Here is a 19,378-nt window from a genome sequence, read left to right on the forward strand (position 1 = left end):
GTTTAAGATGAGTAATAAGTAATTTTTTTAATAAATAATACTATTACTTTTAAATATTCACCAAAGTTCCAACAGATTCTCCCTCAACGATCTTCACCAGATTACCATCTTTATTCATATCAAAAACAATGATTGGTAATTTATTTTCGTGGCTTAATGTGAAAGCAGTCATATCCATAACTTTAAGATTTTTCTCGAAAACTTCGTCGAAAGATAATGAATTGTATTTTACAGCATTTTCGTTTTTCTCAGGATCGCTGTCGTAGATTCCGTCTACTCTTGTTCCTTTTAAGATAACTTCTGCATCAATTTCTATTGCTCTTAAAGTCGCTGCCGTATCGGTTGTAAAATAAGGATTTCCTGTTCCTGCTCCGAAGATTACCACTCTACCCTTTTCAAGGTGTCTCACAGCTCTTCTTTTGATGAAAGGTTCAGCTATTTTATCCATTTCGATGGCAGATTGTAATCTGGTTTTGATTCCTGCATCTTCCAAAGCTCCCTGTAATGCCATACCGTTGATTACAGTTGCAAGCATTCCCATATAATCGCCCTGTACTCTGTCCATTCCTTTTGCAGCTCCTGCCACACCACGGAAAATATTTCCTCCTCCAATTACGATCGCAATTTCGCAGCCTAAGTCAACTACTTTTTTAATTTCCTGAGCATACTCCGTCAGTCTTTCGGTATCAATACCGTACTGTCTGTTCCCCATCAATGCTTCACCACTCAGTTTTAGAAGGATTCTTTTATATTTCATCTTTAAATTTATAATAGTTTTTGAGAATTAATTTCCTCAGAAATTAACTTTGCAAATATAATCATTAAAAATATTGAAAAAAGAAAAATATTTAATAGTAAATAATGTTCTAAATATTTTGATAAGTACGAAAAAGGATTATTTTTGCATTAATTAATTACTGATTTGAAGAAAGTTCTAATTTTTTCACTATTTCTTTCGGGAATTGTTTCATTTGCACAAACTGGAACAAACGTTTATCCGTTCCTGAACATTCCGGTTTCTGCAAGACAGGCTGCTTTAGGTGGTGATGCGATTACCATGAGAGATCACGATGTGTCTTTTGCCATTGTCAATCCTGCTTTGCTTAATAAAGAATCAGACAAACAGCTTTCTGTGAATGCGACTGCTTATCTTGCAGACTCAAAATACGGAACCATTGCTTTTGCCAAAGATCTTGACAACGGTCATATGGTCACTGTAAATGCTCGTTACATGAGCTACGGAAACATCCCAAGAACGGATGAAAGCGGTTTTGAAATGGGAGAATTCTCAGCTTCTGATGTTGCTGTAGGTGGTGGATACGCTTATCAGTTTGAAGAAGACTGGACAATCGGTGGAGGATTAAATTTTATCACTTCTAAAATTGATACCTACACTTCTTCTGCTTTAGCAGGAACTTTGGGAGTTACGTATCATCCAAAACAGAGTAAAGAAGTGGTTTCGGTGGTATTAAGAAACTTCGGCTATCAGTTTAAATCATTCAATGGTGTTAGAGAAAATCTACCATTCAGGATTGATTTAGGTTATACTAAAATTTTAAAAGCTTTTCCTTTAGCAATTACGGTTACGGCACATGATCTGCAGCAGTTTGATATTTCTTCGGAATTTAATGTAAACGGACAGGAAGTGAATATTGGAAGAAAAATTGCCGATCACTTCTCTTTGGGTGCAGAATTGTTTCCTGAAAAAAGTTTCAACGTAAGATTGGGATATAATGTAAGAAGAGGAAATGAATTAGCCGTAGCCGATCAAAGAAATTTCTCCGGGCTTTCCGCAGGTTTCGGTCTTAAAGTTTCAAAATTCCGTATCGATTATGCGCATGTGAGATATCATAATTCTTCTAATGTCAATCAGATAGGAATTTCTGTTGATTTGAGCAGTCACAGAGGTGAATAATTTCGTATTCAGAAAACAATTTTTTAAATATAAAATCTGATATTTTCTTGGATTTTGAGAAAAATTTTTGAAATTTGTAGTATGAAAAAACCAGTAATAGCAATTGACGGATTCTCATCTACCGGAAAAAGCTCTATCTCAAAAATTGTTGCCGAAAAACTAGGAATTGTACATTTAGATACAGGAGCTTTATACAGAGGGATTACTTGGTTTGCACTGCAAAACTGTTTAAACGATGATGAAACCATCAATCTTAATCAGCTTTTTTCATCTTTCCCACTCATCGAACTCGAATTTAAAAATGATAATGGCGAGCTGGTTCTTTTTCTGAATCATATCAATATTTCAAAAGAAATTCGTTCCAATGAAGTTTCCAACAACGTAAGTTTAATTGCAAAACAAAAAGAAGTAAGAGATTTCCTATTACAGTCCCAGAGAAATCTGGCAGAAAAAGGAGGCATCATTATGGATGGCAGAGATATTGGCACAGTTGTACTGCCAAACGCCGATTTTAAATTTTTTCTGACAGCAAGTATAGACGAAAGAACAAAAAGAAGATATCAGGAACTTTTGAGTTTGGGAATAGAGGCTGATGAAAATCAGGTAAGAGAAAACCTTATAGAAAGAGACCGTATTGATAGTGAAAGAGAAATTGCTCCTTTAAAGAAAGCTGATGATGCAATTGTTATTGATAATACGATGCTATCTAAAAAAGAGACAATAGAAAGTATACTGTCACATTTAAAAAAATAACACTTTTTATCTGCCAGAATCTTTATTTGGTATATTAATTGTAAGATTTGGTGTATAGAATATTTATTAACAATAATTAAAAAACAAGAAATGTCTAGAAAAGAAAATAATACAGCAGGTATTTTGGCAGGACTTTTAGCAGGTGCTGCGGCAGGTGTAATCTTAGGAATGTTATACGCTCCTGAAGAAGGGAAAGAAACAAGAAAAAAAATTAAGAATAAAGCCAACGACTTGAAAGAAGAAGCTAAAAACAAATATGGGGAAGTTTCTGAAAAAGTGAAAGATCAGTATGGAAACATCTCTTCTACTTTCAAAGAAACAGCAACTAATGTAGCTCATACTGTAAAAGACGGTTACGATAAATATAAAGATCAAATCGTTTCTAAAACGACTGACATTGTAAAAGATGTTGAAACAGGATTGAATGATCTAAAAAGATAAATTCATTTAATGAAAATAATAAAAGGAACTTTGACCAAATTAAAGTTCCTTTTTTTGTAACTTTTAAAAAAAAATAATGATAGAAACTATAAAAGAATATGCATCAAAGCGAATAGATTTGCTGAAGATTCAGGCAACAGAAAAGTCATCAATTTCTGCCGGAGTGATCGCCTATCTGGTTATTTTATTAGTTGCCTTTGCTTTTTTTATTATCCTTTTTAACTTTGGACTTGCTTTTTTTATCGGTAAACTCCTCAATAATACATCATACGGATTTTTGATTGTTGCCGCATTTTATTTGCTGATAACATTAATAGTTGTTACCTTTAAAAAGCGCATTGTAAATGTTATCGCAAATAAAGTAATCGAATTTTTAAATCATTAATTATGAGCAGAAATTATAGTAGTTTGGAAGAGCTAAGGAGAAAGAAAAAGCTTTTAAAAGGTGAAATTGAAGATTTGGAAGGCTTATTGACATTCAAAAATACCAAAGAAAGCCTGAGTGCATTTACCAATGGCTTAACTGATCAGTATCTCAAGGAGAAAATAGATGAAGATGGTGAAGAGAAGACCGTTCTGAGAAAAGATGTTATTGCCAAACAGCTGACTTCCGAAGTAAAAGATCTTTTTTTAAACAGAAACACAGCAATGGGAATTGCCGGAAGTGCATTTAAAGGTGACGCGATGGATACTGTCGTGAAACTGGCAGTTACTGCCTTTGTTGCCAATTATGCAAAGAAAAATATGCGCAGCTCAAACTGGAAAAAGAAAGTATTGGGAGCTGTATTGATATATGTAGCACCAATGGCTTTAAAATTTTTGAGAACCAAATTAGAAGCATATCAAAAAACAAAAAGTGTATCCAGTATGGAGCAACTTATATAAGTTTGTAGAGTTTTAGAGTCAGAGGGTCTTATGAGCAATTAAACACTGTGACTCTTAAGCTCCATCACTCTCCCACTCTAAAAAGCTGCCCTAAAATAATTCCTGCAGCCATAGAAACATTCAGACTTTCTGTCGATTGTGATTTTCCGAATCTTGGAATTGATATTTTCCTGTGAAGTAGTTTTTCTGTTTCTTCACGCATTCCGTTTCCTTCGTTTCCTAAAATTAAATTCAGTTTTTCAGGTTTTTCAAAGGTGTAAATATTCTCTCCATCCATATCGGTTCCGATATTGGTGTTTTGAGTTTCAGATAAATATTCAATAAGATTACAATATATCAAATTTACTCTTGTAAAAGATCCCATACTTGCCTGAATTACTTTCGGATTATAAAAATCTACAGTATCATCACTGCAAATGATCTGTTCGATCCCGAACCAATCTGCCAGACGAATAATGGTTCCCAAATTTCCGGGATCCTGAATTCCGTCTAAAACCAACTGAATATTTTGATCTTCTAATTTTAATTCCTGATTCAATTCACAAACTGCCACAGAATCTTTAGGATTTTGCAGAAAACTGATTTTTTTTAGTTCATTTTCAGTGATTTGATGAACATTGGTGTCCTTAAAATTTAAATTTTGAGGATTTGTAGAAAATATTTCTTTAATTTTAAAGTTAGAATTAGGAAGTTCAGAGATTATTTTATTCCCTTCAACCAAAAACAAATTGTATTTTTGCCTGAACTTCTTTTTATCTAAAGACTGTAAAACTTTTATTGTATGAGCTGTAAGCATTATAAGAATTCTCCTCAAAAATATTATAAAATTATATCATTCGCAACAGCTGTTGGATTACTTTACGCTTGCAGCACGACAAAAAAAGTACCGGACGGAGAATTTTTGCTCACCAAAAACAAGTTTGAGTTTGAAGATAAGAAAGAATTCTTCGATGAAGAACTAAAAGATTACGTACAGCAAAAGCCGAATAAAAAACAGTTTTTATTCATGCCATTAAGTTTATTGCTTTACAATGCGGCCAATCCTAAATACGATACCCTGTTTAACGAATATTTGACTTATCCCAGTGAGATGAGAAATCAAAAACTGAGAGATTCTCTTTTTATTAAATACAATATGCAAAGCAGTGTGGGTAAAAGCTTATTATGGGACAGAATTCTGCATAATTTTGGAACTCCGCCAGTAATTTTGGATCAGACGAGAACAGATAAAAGTGCAGCATCAATCGAAAAAAGAATGACCTATCGCGGGTATTGGGATTCTGAAGTTAAATTTAAACATGAGCTTGATTCTACATCCAAGAAAGCAGCTGTCACCTATTTTCTGACGCACAACAGTCCTACAAATATTAAAGAATATTATTACAATATTCCGGATGCAGGAGTTAAAAGTTTATATCAGCAAAATATTAATGAGACACTTGTAAAATCAGGAAGAGTGCTTGATCAGACGGTTCTTGAAAAGGAAGTAACAAGAATTAATGATCTCATGCGAAGAAGCGGTTATTATAAATTTAACAATGGTAATGATGAAGTCTATTTTGTAGCTGACTCACTAAAAGACAGGAAAAATGTACCATTAACAATTGAAATTCACAAAGATTCTGCAGATTCTCCCTACAAACGTTCCACCTTTGGAAATATCGATGTTGCAATAGTCGATGAACCAAGTGATTTTGGAAAGAAAACTGTAAAAGATAGTCTTCGACGAATCAGATTTCACAAAATGAATAATAATTATAAAACCAATTCGATCTGGAGAGCAATAATCGTTGATAATAAAGCTGTTTACAATCAAAATCAACTTGATTTAACAAAGAGAAACCTTTTGGCCATGAATAATTTTAGTATTCTTAAAGCTAAAGATTCTTTAAGGCAAGGTGGGGCTATAAAACCTAATGACAGTATCATTGATGTTTTGTATTTACTGAAACCGCTTCCGAAATATGAAGTTAAAGGAGGTGCAGATCTAAATTATTCTCAGTTTTTAAATTGGGGGATATCACCGTCTTTAGATTTGACTACTAGGAATGTCTTCAGAGGTGCAGAAAACCTTACCACCAGTGTCTCAGGAACTTTCGGGTCAATTCGAAATCCAAAAAACTTAGATAAACGGATCCTGGCTTACGAATATTCAGCACAGGCATCGCTAAGTTTCCCACGATTGCTGCTTCCGTTTAATTATTACAGACTTATTCCTAAAAGGTATACTCCTACTTCATCAATAGTTTTGGGAGCATCGGTACAGAATAATATCGGTTTGGGAAGAGTCAATTTCAATACGGGCTTAAATTATTTTGCAAACGTAAATGATCAGTCATCACACAGACTCACTTTGTTTAATACGTTATTCAGTTTAACAAAAAATAAAGACAGCTATTACGATTTCTTTGTAAATGATGATGCGGTGAGAAAAGCTGTTTTCGACGACTATTTTCTCTATAATCCGCAATTACAGCAGCAATTCCAATCTGGTGCGATAACGAGAGATCAGGTTTCTGAACAGATTATTGCAGACAATAGTTACATCTTAACTCTTGATCAACAAAAAGCAGACAAATTGGTTGAATTTTTGGGAACCCTTGTCAATAAAGACAGACAGACACAGGATGTGATTATTTCATCATTTATATATAATTTTATTTACAACGAAATAGGTAAAAAAGATTACCCCAATTCATTCTATTTTAACGGAAAAATGGAAGTTGCCGGAAATATTCCGAGTTTATTTAATCAAAAAAGAGAAGATAATGGTGGTATTTTAAGAAGTCCTGAGCGAACGATCTTTGGAATTCCTTATGCACAGTTTGTTAAATTCGATTTTGATGTGAGGAAATATTTTAAATTTAATGGAAATCAGACATTGGTTCTTCGTCAGTATATAGGTTTAGGCATTCCTTATGGAAATTCTTCATCGATGCCTTTTGTGAGGTCATATTTTAATGGAGGTGCCAATGATATCCGTGCCTGGGTGGCTTTTGGTGGTTTGGGTCCGGGAGGTTCCCAGGTTGACGAAAGAGTACGAACGTATCTGATGGGAAATGTCAAACTAACGACCAATCTGGAGTACAGAATTCCGTTTAATGATATGTATGAAGGAGCAATTTTTACAGATATCGGAAATGTCTGGAATACGGATAACAACGGATTTGATGATCAGTTTAAATTTAATAAATTTATCAGAGAAATGGGGGTTGGAAGCGGATTGGGATTAAGGGTAAATGTTGCCTATATAACTTTAAGACTGGATTTGGCATATAAAATTTACGATCCTAATAAACCGGATGGTGAGAGATGGAGATTTAATAAATTTCAGCCTTTCAAACCTACTTTGAATCTTGCTTTCGGATATCCTTTTTAATCCGGAGAAATTCCGAGTACAAAATAAACTACAGCAACCACTCTTGCGATAATCTCTCTTGATTGGTTTCTGTAGAAACTTTCAGGTTTGTTGACATCCTGTGCATCAAAACCCAGCGCATTCATGCTATTATTTCTGGCAAAAAATAATGCACGAAGGTTATGGAAACCTTGTGAAACGATGATCACATTTTCCTTTTTATAAACATCTTTGCAGCGTAGAATACTTTTGTATGTATTAAAACCTTTCGGATCTTCAATGATGATGTCTTCAGGAACACCTTCCTGATAAATAAGATAATTTTTCATTGCAGCCGGCTCATTGTAACCTTTGCTTTTCTCACCGCTTACAATGATTTTTTTGATTTTCCCGTGATGATAAAGCAACGCAGTTGCATCCATTCTTTTTGTAAAATAAGGATTGGAAACTCCCGATCTCATTCTCGGAGAAGTTCCTAAAACCAAAGCAATTTCACGTGGCGGAATTTTTGAAATTTTATTGTAAGTTCTACCATTCGTCAACCCAAAAACCCAGATATTAGAAAGGCATATCAGAAGAAAAATCAATTCTAATGATGCAATAATAAATTTAAATATGTTTCTGATGATTCTCAATTAAAATCAAAGTTAAGCTTTATTTTCTTACTTTTTGCTATAGACATACACGCCAGAATTTTCCCCTGAGCTTCTTCTTTTTCGGTCAGATATTCATTTTCCAGAAGCTCAACTTCACCCTCTTCAAGAGTGCATTCGCAGCTTCCGCATATTCCCGATTTACAAGAATAAGGCACCGGAAAGTTTTGAATCAGTAATTGCTGAAGAATTTTTTCTCTGTTGTCAGGAAGCTCAGTCTGATAATTTTTTCCCAACATTTTAAAATTTACCTGCACATTTTTAATCAATGGAAATTCTTTTTCTATGGGATAAATATCATCATTAAACTCCTCAAAAAGTTCAAAATGAATATTTTTCTTTGGGATTCCGTGGTGATAACAGGCATTTGCCAAAGTTTTCACCATCTCTCCTTTTCCGCAAATCAAAACTTCATCTACCGCATCCCAGATTGTAGATTCTTCATCTGTATCATCAAGATGAAGAATTTGGTTGATGATTAGATTTAGTCTTTTAGCATCGAGTCTTCCATAAAATAGCTGATGTGAAGTCTTTTCCTGTGAATAAAAATAATGAATTTGTAGTCGGTCTTTATAAGTTCTTGCAAGATTATCTAGAAGATCTCTGTAAATCAGATCTTGAGAATTTTTGTTTCCAAAAAAAAGAAAAAGTCTGGTTCTCGGTTCGGTATGAAGAATATTTTTAAAGTGACTTAAAATCGGAGTAATTCCTATGCCTGCAGCAAAACCGACAATCGTTCGAAATTCACTGGGTTTTGATACCAAAGTAAACCTTCCGTTGGGTTCGCTTACAGACAATTCATCGCCGATATTGTAATTTTTACATAAATCTGCAGTAGCTCCGTCAGGAGAATTTACCTTTATTCCAAGACAGATTTTTTCCTCATAAGGTGCAGAAGTCATTGAATAATCATTGATTATTTCTTTGCCGTGAGACGTGAATTTTATACTTACAAACTGACCTGCTTCAAACTTAAAATTTTCTTTAAGATTCTCAGGAATTTCAAACTCCAGAGAAAAAGTATTTTTGGTCAGGTCTGCCTTTTTAGCTATTTTTAACCGATGAAACTGCGTCAGTTTCCCTTTATAGATTTGTTGTTCCATACATCAATTCAAAAATAGAGAAAAAATAAATATGAAACTGTCTGCAATGTAATTTTCTTACCAATAAAACCGGTGAGAAATACCCATCGTATATTTCATGATAACAACAGAATCTTTACCTATGAAAAAAATACTTTTATCAACCATTTTAGCAGCCACACTTTTTAGCTGTAAAAAAGAAGCTGAAAAAACGGAAGACAGCACCGCTGCAAATGATTCAATTTCAACTACAATTCCTGAGACGGCGCCTTCAACAGTATCGCTAAAAGTATTAAATCCTCAACAAACAACAGATTTTCTTCAGAAGAAAAACGATACTTTATATGTAACCAATTTCTTTGCAACCTGGTGCGGACCGTGTGTGAGAGAAATTCCTCATTTCAAAGATAAAATTGCAGAGTTAAAAGATCAGCCTGTAAAAATCACGTTTATCAGTTTAGATACAAAAGAAGTATGGAACTCTGAAGTTCCAAAATTTGTTGATAAACAGGGAATCAGAAACAATACCATTTTATTGGATGGTGGGCAACTTGACGAAAATTTCTTCAAAAATAATTTTGAAAAATGGGACGGTGGAGCAATTCCGTTTACGTACATGAGAAAAGGTAATAAAACGGATGAATATTTAGGAATGATGACTTCAGAATTGCTGGATTCAAAAATCAATTCTTTCATAAAATAATTTTCCCGGAAACTTTTTTTAATGTCAAATAAATTTAAAATTCTGTGTTCAGTTTTGGTCATCGCAATAATATTCGTGGCGATTGTTAATCTGAATACAGGATTTTTAAATTTAAATTTTCAGGATTTTATTCAAAATTCAGAAAACGGACAAATTGCTGAGATTAGAGTCAACCGGGTTTTGGTCATGCTTTTGGCAGGAGTTTCGATTCCGACATCGGGTTTTCTCATGCAGGAATACTTTCAGAACCCACTTGCAGGACCCGACATTTTAGGTATTACTTCTGTTGCGAGTTTATCCGTTGCGTTTTACATTTTCTTTTCCCACAGCATTTTACTTCCCGAATTTTTGCAGAACAGCTTTTTAAGTTTGTCAGCCATTGTCGGAAGTTTACTGTTAATGTTGGTTTTACTCTCAATGTCAAACAAATTTCAGGATAAATCTTATCTGATTATTTTTGGATTTCTGGTTTCTGCTTTTGCAGGAGCAATAGTTTCTCTTTTGCAGTTTTACGCAGAAAACCAAAGTCTTAAAAATTATATTTTATGGTCTTTCGGAGCTAATAATATGGTTTCCAGAAATCAGATTATTGTGTTATCAATTTTAGTTTTTACAGGATTATTGATCTGTTTTAAAACGATAAAACCATTGATCGGAAATTCTTTGGGGAGTTCTTATGCACAAAGTCTTGGAGTTAATTTAAATCATTTGAAAATATTGATCATTGTAACTTCTTCGCTTCTATCTGCTTCTATAACCGCTTTTTTAGGACCTATTTTATTTATCGGAATTATTGTTCCTCATTTTTGCAGATTGATTTATAACCCTTCGAAACTCTGGCAACAATGGATTTTAAATATGTTTTTGGGGATGCTTATTATGTTGCTATTTTCAATTGTTGCTGAAAAAACTCAAATCCCGTTGAATGTAATCAGTTCGCTGTTTGGAATTCCTGTAATTTTGCTGATGCTTTTGAAACAGAATAAGGTATAAAAATGAATTGTGAATGAGATAATTATTAATTTTAAATTTTCTCCAAGATTTTGTATATAATGCAAATATTTGAAAATATTTTTTCAAAAAATTGAAATATTTTATTCTAAAATAAGCACTCCGTTTGTCATTCCGGAGGAATCTAAATTAACTTTGTAGAGATGCTTCCAGCATGACAAACTAAATGTAACATCAACAAGACAAAATGAATATCAAAGTTAAAAGGATTTGGCAAATAATGTTTAAATAAACTAACAAAAATGCACCTAAAAATCAATCAAGCCGATATTGGCTACGACAAAACCCTAATTTCAAATGCCAATGCAAATTTGAATTTAGGAGAAGTATGTCTATTAATTGGTAACAATGGTGTAGGAAAAACCACTTTAATCAAATCTATCCTTCATCAGAATTCTTTATTAGAGGGAGAAATTTTAATTAATAATAGAAACGTAAAAAATCTTTCGGTAAAAGAAATTGCAGAAAATATTGCAGTGGTTTTTTCAAAATCGGTTATTCCGCAAAATTATACGGTTGAAGATCTTATTTCGCTCGGAAAATACATTTACTATCCTTATTATTTTGAACTGAAAAAGGAAGACAGAGAGGAAGTTAAGGAGATTATTCAGGAATTAGATTTAACTCAATATAAAAATACTTTACTTAGGAATCTTTCAGACGGAAACCTTCAAAAAGCATTTATAGGAAGAGCTTTGACGCAAAATTCACCCATCATTATTCTTGATGAGCCCACCACCCATTTGGATGAGAAAAATAAATTAATCATCCTTAAAACTCTTCGTAAATTAGCCAAACAACAAAATAAGATTATTCTGTTTTCTTCGCACGACTGGAGACTGGCAAAAGAATTTGCGGATAAAATGTGGTATATTAAAGAAAGTCATCTTTACTCCGGAATTGTAGAAGATATTTTGTTGCAACATGATGAACTGACGAATGCTTCTTTATTCCAGATTAATGAAAATTTTGTTGCACCTTCTATAAAATCTCCGCAGATCCAGAAAGAAATGTTGTATTCCTTGCTGCAAAAAAACTTTCAAAAAGATTTATCGTCGTTCAATTTTAGCTTTAATGAATCAATTTGGGAGATTTCATATGGCAATAAACTCCACAAATGTGAATCTTTTGAAGAAATAGTTAAATTAATCTCAAAGCTTCATTAAATCAGTATTTTAATTGTAAAATTCACATACTATGCATGCATAGTATTATGCTAATCATACATTTTAATTTATTGAAAATCAAACTGTTATTAAAATTTAACAATTGATAATACTATGCATGCATAATATTTGCTACATTTGAATAAAACCGATTAGCAAAAATATGATGGATAATAATAAAGAAAAAACAGAAAATGTTGATCTCATTCTGAAACAGACTTGGTTAGCTGTTTCAAAAATGTATACTGAGCTTGCGCAGGAACATGATTCTACTGCAGTTCAAGCACTTACCTTACTTAAAATTGATCCTAAAGAAGGGACAAGAAGTACCAATTTGGGACCCAAAATGGCAATTGAGCCAACTTCTCTTACAAGGATCATCAAGCTTCTTGAGGACAACGGATATATTTACAAGGAAAAAACGACCACCGATAAGCGTGAAGTTATTATCAAGCTTACTGATAAAGGTTTAAGCTCAAGAAATATGTCTAAAGAAGTCGTTGTAAATTTCAATAAGAAAGTGATGGAAAAAATCGCTCCCGAAAAGCTGGAGACTTTTAAAGAAGTCATGACAGAGATTATGAAAATTGCATCTGATTTGAACAGGAAATAAATATTTCCATTCTTCAAAGTATTGCTATGAATTTTAGATTTAGGTGAACTATTCTAAATTCAAATTCAATCCATTTAATTTAAATGATAATAACTAAAATAAAATATTAATGAAAAGACGAATCAAACACGTTACGGTTTTAGGTTCCGGGATCATGGGAAGTGGTATTGCTGCACACTTTGCCAACATCGGAGTGCAGGTTTCTCTTCTGGATATCGTTCCGTTTGAGCTGAGCGAGACCGAACAGAAAAAAGGTTTGACCAAAGATGACAAAGCCGTTCGAAACAGAATTGCTTCCGAAAACTTTGAAAAGCTAAAAAAATCAAGTCCCGCACTACTCTATTCTCCGAAATTTGCAGACAGGATAAAAGTCGGAAATTTTGATGATGATTTAAAGAAAATAAAAGACACCGACTGGATCATTGAAGTTGTCGTTGAAAAGCTGGATATTAAAAAATCAGTTTACGAAAAAATCGAACAGTTCAGAAAACCTGGAACATTGGTTTCTTCAAATACTTCCGGAATTCCGATTAATATGTTGGTGGAAGGAAGAAGCGATGATTTCAAAAAGTATTTTGCAGGGACTCACTTTTTTAATCCGGTAAGATATTTACCACTTTTAGAAATTATTCCAACCAAAGAAACAGATCCTGAAATTGTAGATTTCTACATGACTTACGGATCAAAATTCTTAGGAAAGACCACAGTATTAGCAAAAGATACTCCAGCCTTTATCGCCAACAGAATCGGAGTTTTCTCGATGATGGATTTACTTCACAATGTTCAGAAATTAGGTTTAAATGTTTCGGATGTTGATAAATTAACGGGTCCTATTATCGGGCGACCAAAATCTGCAACGTTCAGAACAGCAGATGTTGTAGGTCTGGATACTTTAGTAATGGTAGCAAATGGCGTTCGTCAAAGCGGTGCTGAAGCAAATGATTTCAATAATGTATTCTCCCTTCCTGAGTATATTCAGAAAATGGTAGACAACAAATGGTTGGGCTCAAAAACAGATCAAGGTTTCTACAAAAAAGTAAAAGGTGCAGACGGAAAATCTGAAATTCATGGATTAAATCTTGATACTTTAGAATATGAACTTCAGGGAAAATCTTCTTTCCCGACTTTAGAATTAACTAAAAATATAGATAAACCGATTGACCGTTTTAAAGTCTTAATTGGTGGAAAAGACAAAGCCGGAGAGCTTTACAGAAAATCTTTAGGAGCATTATTCGCTTACGTTTCGCACAAAGTTCCCGAAATCTCTGATGAAGTTTACAAAATCGATGATGCGATGAGAGCAGGTTTCGGTTGGGAAAACGGTCCTTTTGAAATCTGGGATGCAGTCGGAGTTCAAAAAGGAATTGAGTTAGCTAAAGAAGCCGGTTACGAAGTTTCAGACTGGGTAAAAAATGTAGAATCTTTTTATAAAGTAAATGATGAGGGTCAAAGTATTTTCGTTGATAAAAATTCGGGTGAGTACAACAAAATTCCAGGACAGGATTCTTTCATTATTTTAGATAATATCAGAAAAAATAAGACGCTTTGGAGCAATTCGGGTTCATCAATCGAAGATTTGGGCGACGGAATTATCAATTTTGAAATCCGTTCTAAAATGAATTCTCTCGGAGGCGAAGTTTTAGATGGATTAAACAGAGCGATTGATTTAGCCGAAAAAGAATACGACGGTTTAGTGATCGGAAATCAGGGTGCAAATTTCTCAGTAGGAGCCAATTTAGCGATGATTTTAATGATGGCGATTGAGCAGGATTGGGACGATTTGAATATGGCAATTGCGTATTTCCAGAAATCGATGATGAGAGTTCGTTATTCTTCAATTCCTGTCGTAGTTGCTCCTCACGGAATGACTCTTGGTGGTGGATGTGAAATGACCATGCATGCAGACAGAGTGGTTGCAGCAGCAGAAACTTATATTGGATTGGTTGAAACCGGAGTTGGTGTAATTCCTGGCGGTGGCGGAACGAAAGAATTTGCTTTGAGAACTTCAAGAGAATTCCACAGTGATGATGTAAAAAATAACAGACTACGTGAAGCATTCATGAATATTGCAATGGGAAAAGTTGCCACTTCTGCTTACGAAGCTTACGATATGGGAATTCTGGAAAAAGGAAAAGACGTCGTTGTTGTTGATAAAAAACGTCAGATTATGACCGCAAAAATGATGGCGAAAAGTTTGGCAGAACATGGTTACACTCAACCGATCGAACAAACTGTAAAAGTTCTTGGAAAAGACGCTCTCGGAATGTTCTATGTTGGAACGGATCAAATGTTAACGGGTAACTTCATTTCAAAGCATGATAAATTGATTGCTGATAAATTAGCTAACGTCTTGGTAGGTGGAAATCTTTCTGAGCCAACCGTTGTGACTGAACAGTATTTATTGAATCTTGAAAGAGAAACGTTCCTTCAGCTTTGTGGTGAAAGAAAAACTTTGGAGAGAATTCAGTTTATGTTACAGAAAGGAAAACCATTGAGAAATTAAAGGAAGCTCCGTAGGAGCGACCTGTTAATAGCAGAATGGAATGATTAACGCAATCTTTTGAGCCTCGTAGAGGCGACCTGATAATAGAATGTAGAACCAATTTTTAATTTAGCCCCGTAGGAGCAGTCTGTTAATTATGGCAAATACCTATACACAAATTTATATTCAAATTGTTTTCGCAGTTAAAGGAAGACAAAACTTGATTTCGAAAGAAAAAAGGCAAGAATTAAATAAATTTATTACAGGGATTATTTCAAATAGAGGTCAAAAATTATTTGCCATTTTTACAATGCCTGATCACGTTTATATCCTTGTAAGTATGAGTCCGACAATTTCGATTTCAGATTTGGTTAGGGATATTAAAGCAGGTTCTTCAAAATTTATTAATGATAATAAATGGATTAACGGAAAATTCAATTGGCAGGAAGGATATGGAGCATTTTCTTATTCTAAAAGCAGTGTAGATTCGGTTGTAAAGTATATTTTAAACCAAGAAGAACATCATAAAAAGAAAACATTTAAAGAAGAATATTTGGATTTTATGTCAAAATTTGAAATAGACTATGATTCTAAATATTTGTTTGAATGGATTGAATAAAATTAACAGGTCGCTCCTACGGAGCTCCGCAAAACAAAAACAAATTGCTATTAACAGTGAGCCTCTACGAGGCGAATTTTTAAATTAAATTTTAATAAATAAAAATATGTCAAAACAAGCATACATCATAAAAGGGTTCAGAACCGCCGTTGGAAAAGCTCCCAAAGGTAGTCTGAGATTTACAAGACCCGACGTAATGGCAGCAACAGTAATTGAAAAATTAATGGCAGCTGTTCCGCAATTGGATAAAGACAGAGTCGACGATTTAATCGTAGGAAATGCGATGCCGGAAGCCGAGCAAGGCTTAAATGTGGCACGTTTAATTTCTTTAATGGGATTAAATACCGACAAAGTCCCTGGAGTTACTGTGAATAGATATTGCGCATCAGGAAGTGAGGCGATTGCCATTGCATCGGCAAAAATCCAGGCAGGAATGGCAGATTGTATCATTGCAGGTGGTACAGAATCAATGTCTTACATTCCGATGGGGGGTTATAAACCCGTTCCGGAAACGGATATTGCAAAAACCAATCCTGATTATTATTGGGGAATGGGTTATACTGCCGAAGAAGTTGCCAAGCAATTTAATATTTCAAGAGAAGAACAGGATCAGTTTGCTTTTGAATCCCATCAAAAAGCTTTAAAAGCCAATCAGGAAGGGAAATTTGCGAGTCAGATTGTTCCAATTCCTGTAGAATATAATTTCTTGGATGAAAACCAGAAAATGCAGACTAAAAAGTTCGACTTTTCTGTTGATGAAGGTCCTAGATTAGATACATCTTTGGAAGGTCTGGCTAAATTAAAACCTGTCTTTGCAAACGGTGGTTCGGTTACGGCAGGAAATTCTTCGCAAATGAGTGACGGAGCAGCTTTCGTGATCGTAATGTCGGAAGAAATGGTCAAAGAATTAGGATTGGAACCAGAAGCAAGATTAGTTGCTTATGCAGCAGCAGGACTTGAGCCAAGAATCATGGGAATGGGACCAATTTATGCCATTCCAAAAGCTTTGAAACAGGCTGGTTTAGAACTAAAAGATATTGAATTGATTGAATTAAATGAAGCTTTCGCTTCTCAGTCAGTTGCTATTAAAAAAGAATTAAACTTAAATCCTGATATTTTAAACGTAAACGGAGGAGCAATCGCTCTTGGTCACCCACTTGGATGCACAGGAACAAAATTAACCGTTCAGCTTCTTGATGAAATGAGAAAACGCGGAAACAAATATGGAATGGTTTCAATGTGTGTGGGAACCGGACAAGGAGCAGCTTCAATTTTCGAACTTCTATAAATAATCTTGAATTATGAATTTTAAATTTTGGATTGAATGCAAAAGGAAAACATAATTAAGGAAAAGACATTCAATTTTGCTTTATCAATTATTGAGTTATATAAAATATGTAAATCTCAAAATGAATTTATTCTTTCAAAACAATTATTAAGAAGTGGAACTTCTATTGGTGCAAATGTTCAGGAAGCTTTGGCTGGATTTTCAGAAAAAGATTTTCTTCATAAAATGTCTATAGCTAGTAAAGAAGCAAGAGAAACACAATATTGGATTGATTTATTATCACAATCTCAATTAGTGAGATTTGATGAATCAAAATACAGAACAGAAATACAAAGTATTGTAAATATTTTAACATCAATTGTTAAAACACTTCAAGTAAAATTAAGACCGAAAGTATAATTAAAAATCCATAATTAAAAATTCAAAATTAAATAACTGAAATCTAAAAAAACAAAAACAATGAGTGATACACTTAATAAAACACTAAAAGGCGGCGAATTCCTAATCAAAGAAGTTGCTGCAAACGAAATCTTCACTTTAGAAGAACTTTCTGAAGAACAAAAAATGCTTCGTGATTCTGCGAAAGAATTTATTGACAGAGAAGTCATTCCCCAAAAGGAAAGATTTGAGCATAAAGATTATGCTTTAACTGAAGAAAAAATGCGTCAGTTGGGCGAAATGGGACTTCTTGGAGTTGCCGTTCCCGAAGAGTACGGTGGTCTTGGAATGGGCTTTGTCAACACCATGTTGGCTTGTGATTACTGTTCCGGAGCAAACGGTTCATTAGCAACGGCTTATGGAGCGCATACAGGAATTGGTACACTTCCGATCCTGTTGTATGGAACTGAAGAGCAAAAACAAAAATACCTTCCGGATTTGGCGACAGGTACAAAATTCGGTGCTTATTGTCTGACTGAGCCGGATGCTGGTTCAGACGCAAATTCAGGAAAAACAAGAGCAAAATTGTCTGAAGACGGTAAACATTACATCATCAACGGACAGAAAATGTGGATTTCAAATGCAGGTTTTGCAGAGATCTTCATTGTTTTTGCAAAAATTGATGATGACAAAAACATTACAGGTTTCATCGTAGAAAAAGAAGGAACAGAAGGTCTTTCTTTCGGTGAGGAGGAGCACAAACTGGGAATCCGTTCGTCTTCTACAAGACAGGTTTTCTTTAATGATATGAAAGTTCCGGTGGAAAATCTTTTAGGCGAAAGAAACAACGGTTTCAAAATCGCTTTAAATGCTCTGAATGTTGGTAGAATTAAACTAGCTGCTGCGAATCTTGACGGGCAAAGAAGAATTTTAAATCATTCTCTTCAATATTCAAACGAAAGAAAACAGTTTGGTGTTTCGATTTCGACTTTCGGAGCAATCAGAAAGAAACTGGCAGAAATGGCAACAGGGGTTTTCGTTGCAGAAGCTGGTTCTTACAGAGCTGCGAAAGATGTGGAAGATAAAATCAACGAATTGGTTGCAGGCGGAATGAATCATCAACAGGCTGAGTTAAAAGGTGTTGAAGAATTTGCTGTAGAAGCTTCTATTTTAAAAGTTTTTGTTTCAGATCTTACGCAACATACTGCTGATGAAGGAATTCAGATCTATGGCGGAATGGGATTCTCTGAAGATATGCCGATGGAAGCTGCATGGAGAGACTCAAGAATTGCAAGAATCTACGAAGGAACCAACGAAATCAACCGACTTTTATCTGTTGGAATGCTGATCAAAAAAGCAATGAAAGGCGAATTGGATTTACTTTCTCCTGCAATGGCGATTTCAAAAGAACTAATGGGAATTCCTTCATTTGAAGTTCCTGATTATTCTGAATTGTTGAGCGAGGAAAAAGCGATTTTGGCGAATTTGAAAAAAGTTTTCTTGATGGTTTCCGGGGCTGCGCTTCAGAAATACATGATGGATATTGAGAAACAGCAACATTTATTATTAAATGCGTCAGAAATTTTAAATCAAATTTATCTAGCAGAATCTGCAGTTTTAAGAGCTGAGAAGCATTTCTCTGCCGATTCTGTAGAAGTTGCAATGGCTCAGTTAAATCTTTATAAAGCGACTGAGAAAATCATTTCTGCTGCGAAAGAAGGTATCGTTTCTTTTGCTGAAGGTGATGAGCAGAGAATGATGCTTTCTGGATTGAGGAGGTTTACTAAATATACCAATCATCCGAATGTTGTAGCATTGACTGAAAAAATTGCTGCTGCATATATTGCGAAAGGTAATTATTAAAATAATACATTTATTAAAAATCGCGGCACCAAAGGTGCCGCGATTTTCATATTAGATAACAAATGATTGGCGATTGAGTGTCTGTTTTCGGGCACTTTAAAATCAGTTTAATCCAAATAATCTTATATCAAGATATTAGAATTGATAAATATTTTTTACTATTTAAAG

The 19,378-nt window shown here is 34.3% G+C and carries 19 protein-coding genes; 15 read left to right on the forward strand and 4 right to left on the reverse strand.

Annotated elements, in window-relative coordinates:
* Positions 1-49: 49 nt before the first annotated feature.
* Complete coding sequence (pyrH, locus tag AC4FQ5_RS06480) at positions 50-757, reverse strand: UMP kinase (RefSeq protein ID WP_491141732.1); 708 nt, start codon at positions 755-757, stop codon at positions 50-52.
* Positions 758-922: 165 nt separating this feature from the next.
* On the opposite strand from pyrH, the gene porQ reads away from it, so the two are divergent.
* The 5 genes from porQ to AC4FQ5_RS06505 all read left to right on the forward strand — a co-directional run bounded on the left by porQ (position 923) and on the right by AC4FQ5_RS06505 (position 3,994).
* Positions 923-1,915 (forward strand): type IX secretion system protein PorQ, encoded by a 993-nt coding sequence (gene porQ / locus AC4FQ5_RS06485; protein ID WP_491141734.1) that lies wholly within the window; start codon positions 923-925, stop codon positions 1,913-1,915.
* 81 nt (positions 1,916-1,996) lie between these two features.
* On the forward strand, positions 1,997-2,668 hold the full coding sequence (gene cmk, locus AC4FQ5_RS06490; protein WP_491141735.1) for a (d)CMP kinase: 672 nt from the start codon (positions 1,997-1,999) through the stop codon (positions 2,666-2,668).
* Positions 2,669-2,758: 90 nt separating this feature from the next.
* Complete coding sequence (locus AC4FQ5_RS06495; protein WP_491141737.1) at positions 2,759-3,109, forward strand: YtxH domain-containing protein; 351 nt, start codon at positions 2,759-2,761, stop codon at positions 3,107-3,109.
* Positions 3,110-3,185: 76 nt separating this feature from the next.
* The gene (locus tag AC4FQ5_RS06500) at positions 3,186-3,494 is read left to right on the forward strand and encodes a phage holin family protein (RefSeq protein ID WP_491141739.1); all 309 of its coding nucleotides are present in this window, start codon (positions 3,186-3,188) and stop codon (positions 3,492-3,494) included.
* Between the two features lie 2 nt (positions 3,495-3,496).
* The gene (locus tag AC4FQ5_RS06505) at positions 3,497-3,994 is read left to right on the forward strand and encodes a phosphoribosyl-ATP pyrophosphatase (RefSeq protein ID WP_491141741.1); all 498 of its coding nucleotides are present in this window, start codon (positions 3,497-3,499) and stop codon (positions 3,992-3,994) included.
* Between the two features lie 64 nt (positions 3,995-4,058).
* Here AC4FQ5_RS06505 and AC4FQ5_RS06510 read toward each other — a convergent pair whose 3' ends face one another.
* Positions 4,059-4,790: a TrmH family RNA methyltransferase gene (locus AC4FQ5_RS06510; protein WP_491141742.1), complete on the reverse strand. Its 732-nt coding sequence runs from the start codon at positions 4,788-4,790 to the stop codon at positions 4,059-4,061.
* On the opposite strand from AC4FQ5_RS06510, the gene tamL reads away from it, so the two are divergent.
* A complete protein-coding gene (tamL, locus tag AC4FQ5_RS06515) occupies positions 4,776-7,373 on the forward strand; it encodes a translocation and assembly module lipoprotein TamL (protein ID WP_491141744.1) in 2,598 nt (865 codons plus the stop codon). The two genes, AC4FQ5_RS06510 and tamL, sit on opposite strands and share 15 nt — an antisense overlap.
* Here tamL and AC4FQ5_RS06520 read toward each other — a convergent pair.
* Positions 7,370-7,987, reverse strand: a complete 618-nt coding sequence (locus AC4FQ5_RS06520) for a SanA/YdcF family protein (RefSeq protein ID WP_491141746.1) — start codon at positions 7,985-7,987, stop codon at positions 7,370-7,372. The two genes, tamL and AC4FQ5_RS06520, sit on opposite strands and share 4 nt — an antisense overlap.
* Positions 7,984-9,108, reverse strand: coding sequence for a 2Fe-2S iron-sulfur cluster-binding protein (locus tag AC4FQ5_RS06525; RefSeq protein WP_491141748.1), 1,125 nt, complete (start codon positions 9,106-9,108; stop codon positions 7,984-7,986). The genes AC4FQ5_RS06520 and AC4FQ5_RS06525 overlap by 4 nt, the downstream gene beginning before the upstream one ends.
* Before the next feature lie 121 nt (positions 9,109-9,229).
* Here AC4FQ5_RS06525 and AC4FQ5_RS06530 point away from each other — a divergent pair, with 121 nt between their 5' ends.
* The 9 genes from AC4FQ5_RS06530 (at position 9,230) to AC4FQ5_RS06570 (ending at position 19,210) form a co-directional block, all read left to right on the forward strand.
* Positions 9,230-9,790, forward strand: a complete 561-nt coding sequence (locus tag AC4FQ5_RS06530) for a TlpA family protein disulfide reductase (RefSeq protein ID WP_491141750.1) — start codon at positions 9,230-9,232, stop codon at positions 9,788-9,790.
* Between the two features lie 21 nt (positions 9,791-9,811).
* Positions 9,812-10,783 (forward strand): FecCD family ABC transporter permease, encoded by a 972-nt coding sequence (locus tag AC4FQ5_RS06535; protein ID WP_491141752.1) that lies wholly within the window; start codon positions 9,812-9,814, stop codon positions 10,781-10,783.
* A 260-nt stretch (positions 10,784-11,043) separates the two neighbouring features.
* Positions 11,044-11,967 carry an ABC transporter ATP-binding protein gene (locus tag AC4FQ5_RS06540; protein WP_491141754.1) on the forward strand — a complete coding sequence of 308 codons (924 nt, stop codon included), beginning with the start codon at positions 11,044-11,046 and terminating at the stop codon, positions 11,965-11,967.
* 166 nt (positions 11,968-12,133) lie between these two features.
* Positions 12,134-12,580 carry a MarR family winged helix-turn-helix transcriptional regulator gene (locus AC4FQ5_RS06545; protein WP_491141855.1) on the forward strand — a complete coding sequence of 149 codons (447 nt, stop codon included), beginning with the start codon at positions 12,134-12,136 and terminating at the stop codon, positions 12,578-12,580.
* A 109-nt stretch (positions 12,581-12,689) separates the two neighbouring features.
* A complete protein-coding gene (locus tag AC4FQ5_RS06550; RefSeq protein ID WP_491141756.1) occupies positions 12,690-15,083 on the forward strand; it encodes a 3-hydroxyacyl-CoA dehydrogenase/enoyl-CoA hydratase family protein in 2,394 nt (797 codons plus the stop codon).
* 136 nt (positions 15,084-15,219) lie between these two features.
* A complete protein-coding gene (tnpA, locus tag AC4FQ5_RS06555; RefSeq protein WP_491141758.1) occupies positions 15,220-15,681 on the forward strand; it encodes an IS200/IS605 family transposase in 462 nt (153 codons plus the stop codon).
* Between the two features lie 106 nt (positions 15,682-15,787).
* The gene (locus tag AC4FQ5_RS06560; RefSeq protein WP_491141760.1) at positions 15,788-16,969 is read left to right on the forward strand and encodes an acetyl-CoA C-acyltransferase; all 1,182 of its coding nucleotides are present in this window, start codon (positions 15,788-15,790) and stop codon (positions 16,967-16,969) included.
* A 36-nt stretch (positions 16,970-17,005) separates the two neighbouring features.
* Entirely contained in the window at positions 17,006-17,368 is a 363-nt protein-coding gene (locus AC4FQ5_RS06565; protein ID WP_491141762.1) for a four helix bundle protein, read from the forward strand.
* A gap of 60 nt (positions 17,369-17,428) precedes the next feature.
* The gene (locus AC4FQ5_RS06570) at positions 17,429-19,210 is read left to right on the forward strand and encodes an acyl-CoA dehydrogenase FadE (protein WP_491141763.1); all 1,782 of its coding nucleotides are present in this window, start codon (positions 17,429-17,431) and stop codon (positions 19,208-19,210) included.
* Positions 19,211-19,378: the final 168 nt, after the last annotated feature.

The sequence above is a fragment of the Chryseobacterium sp. DT-167 genome (genome assembly GCF_058310155.1).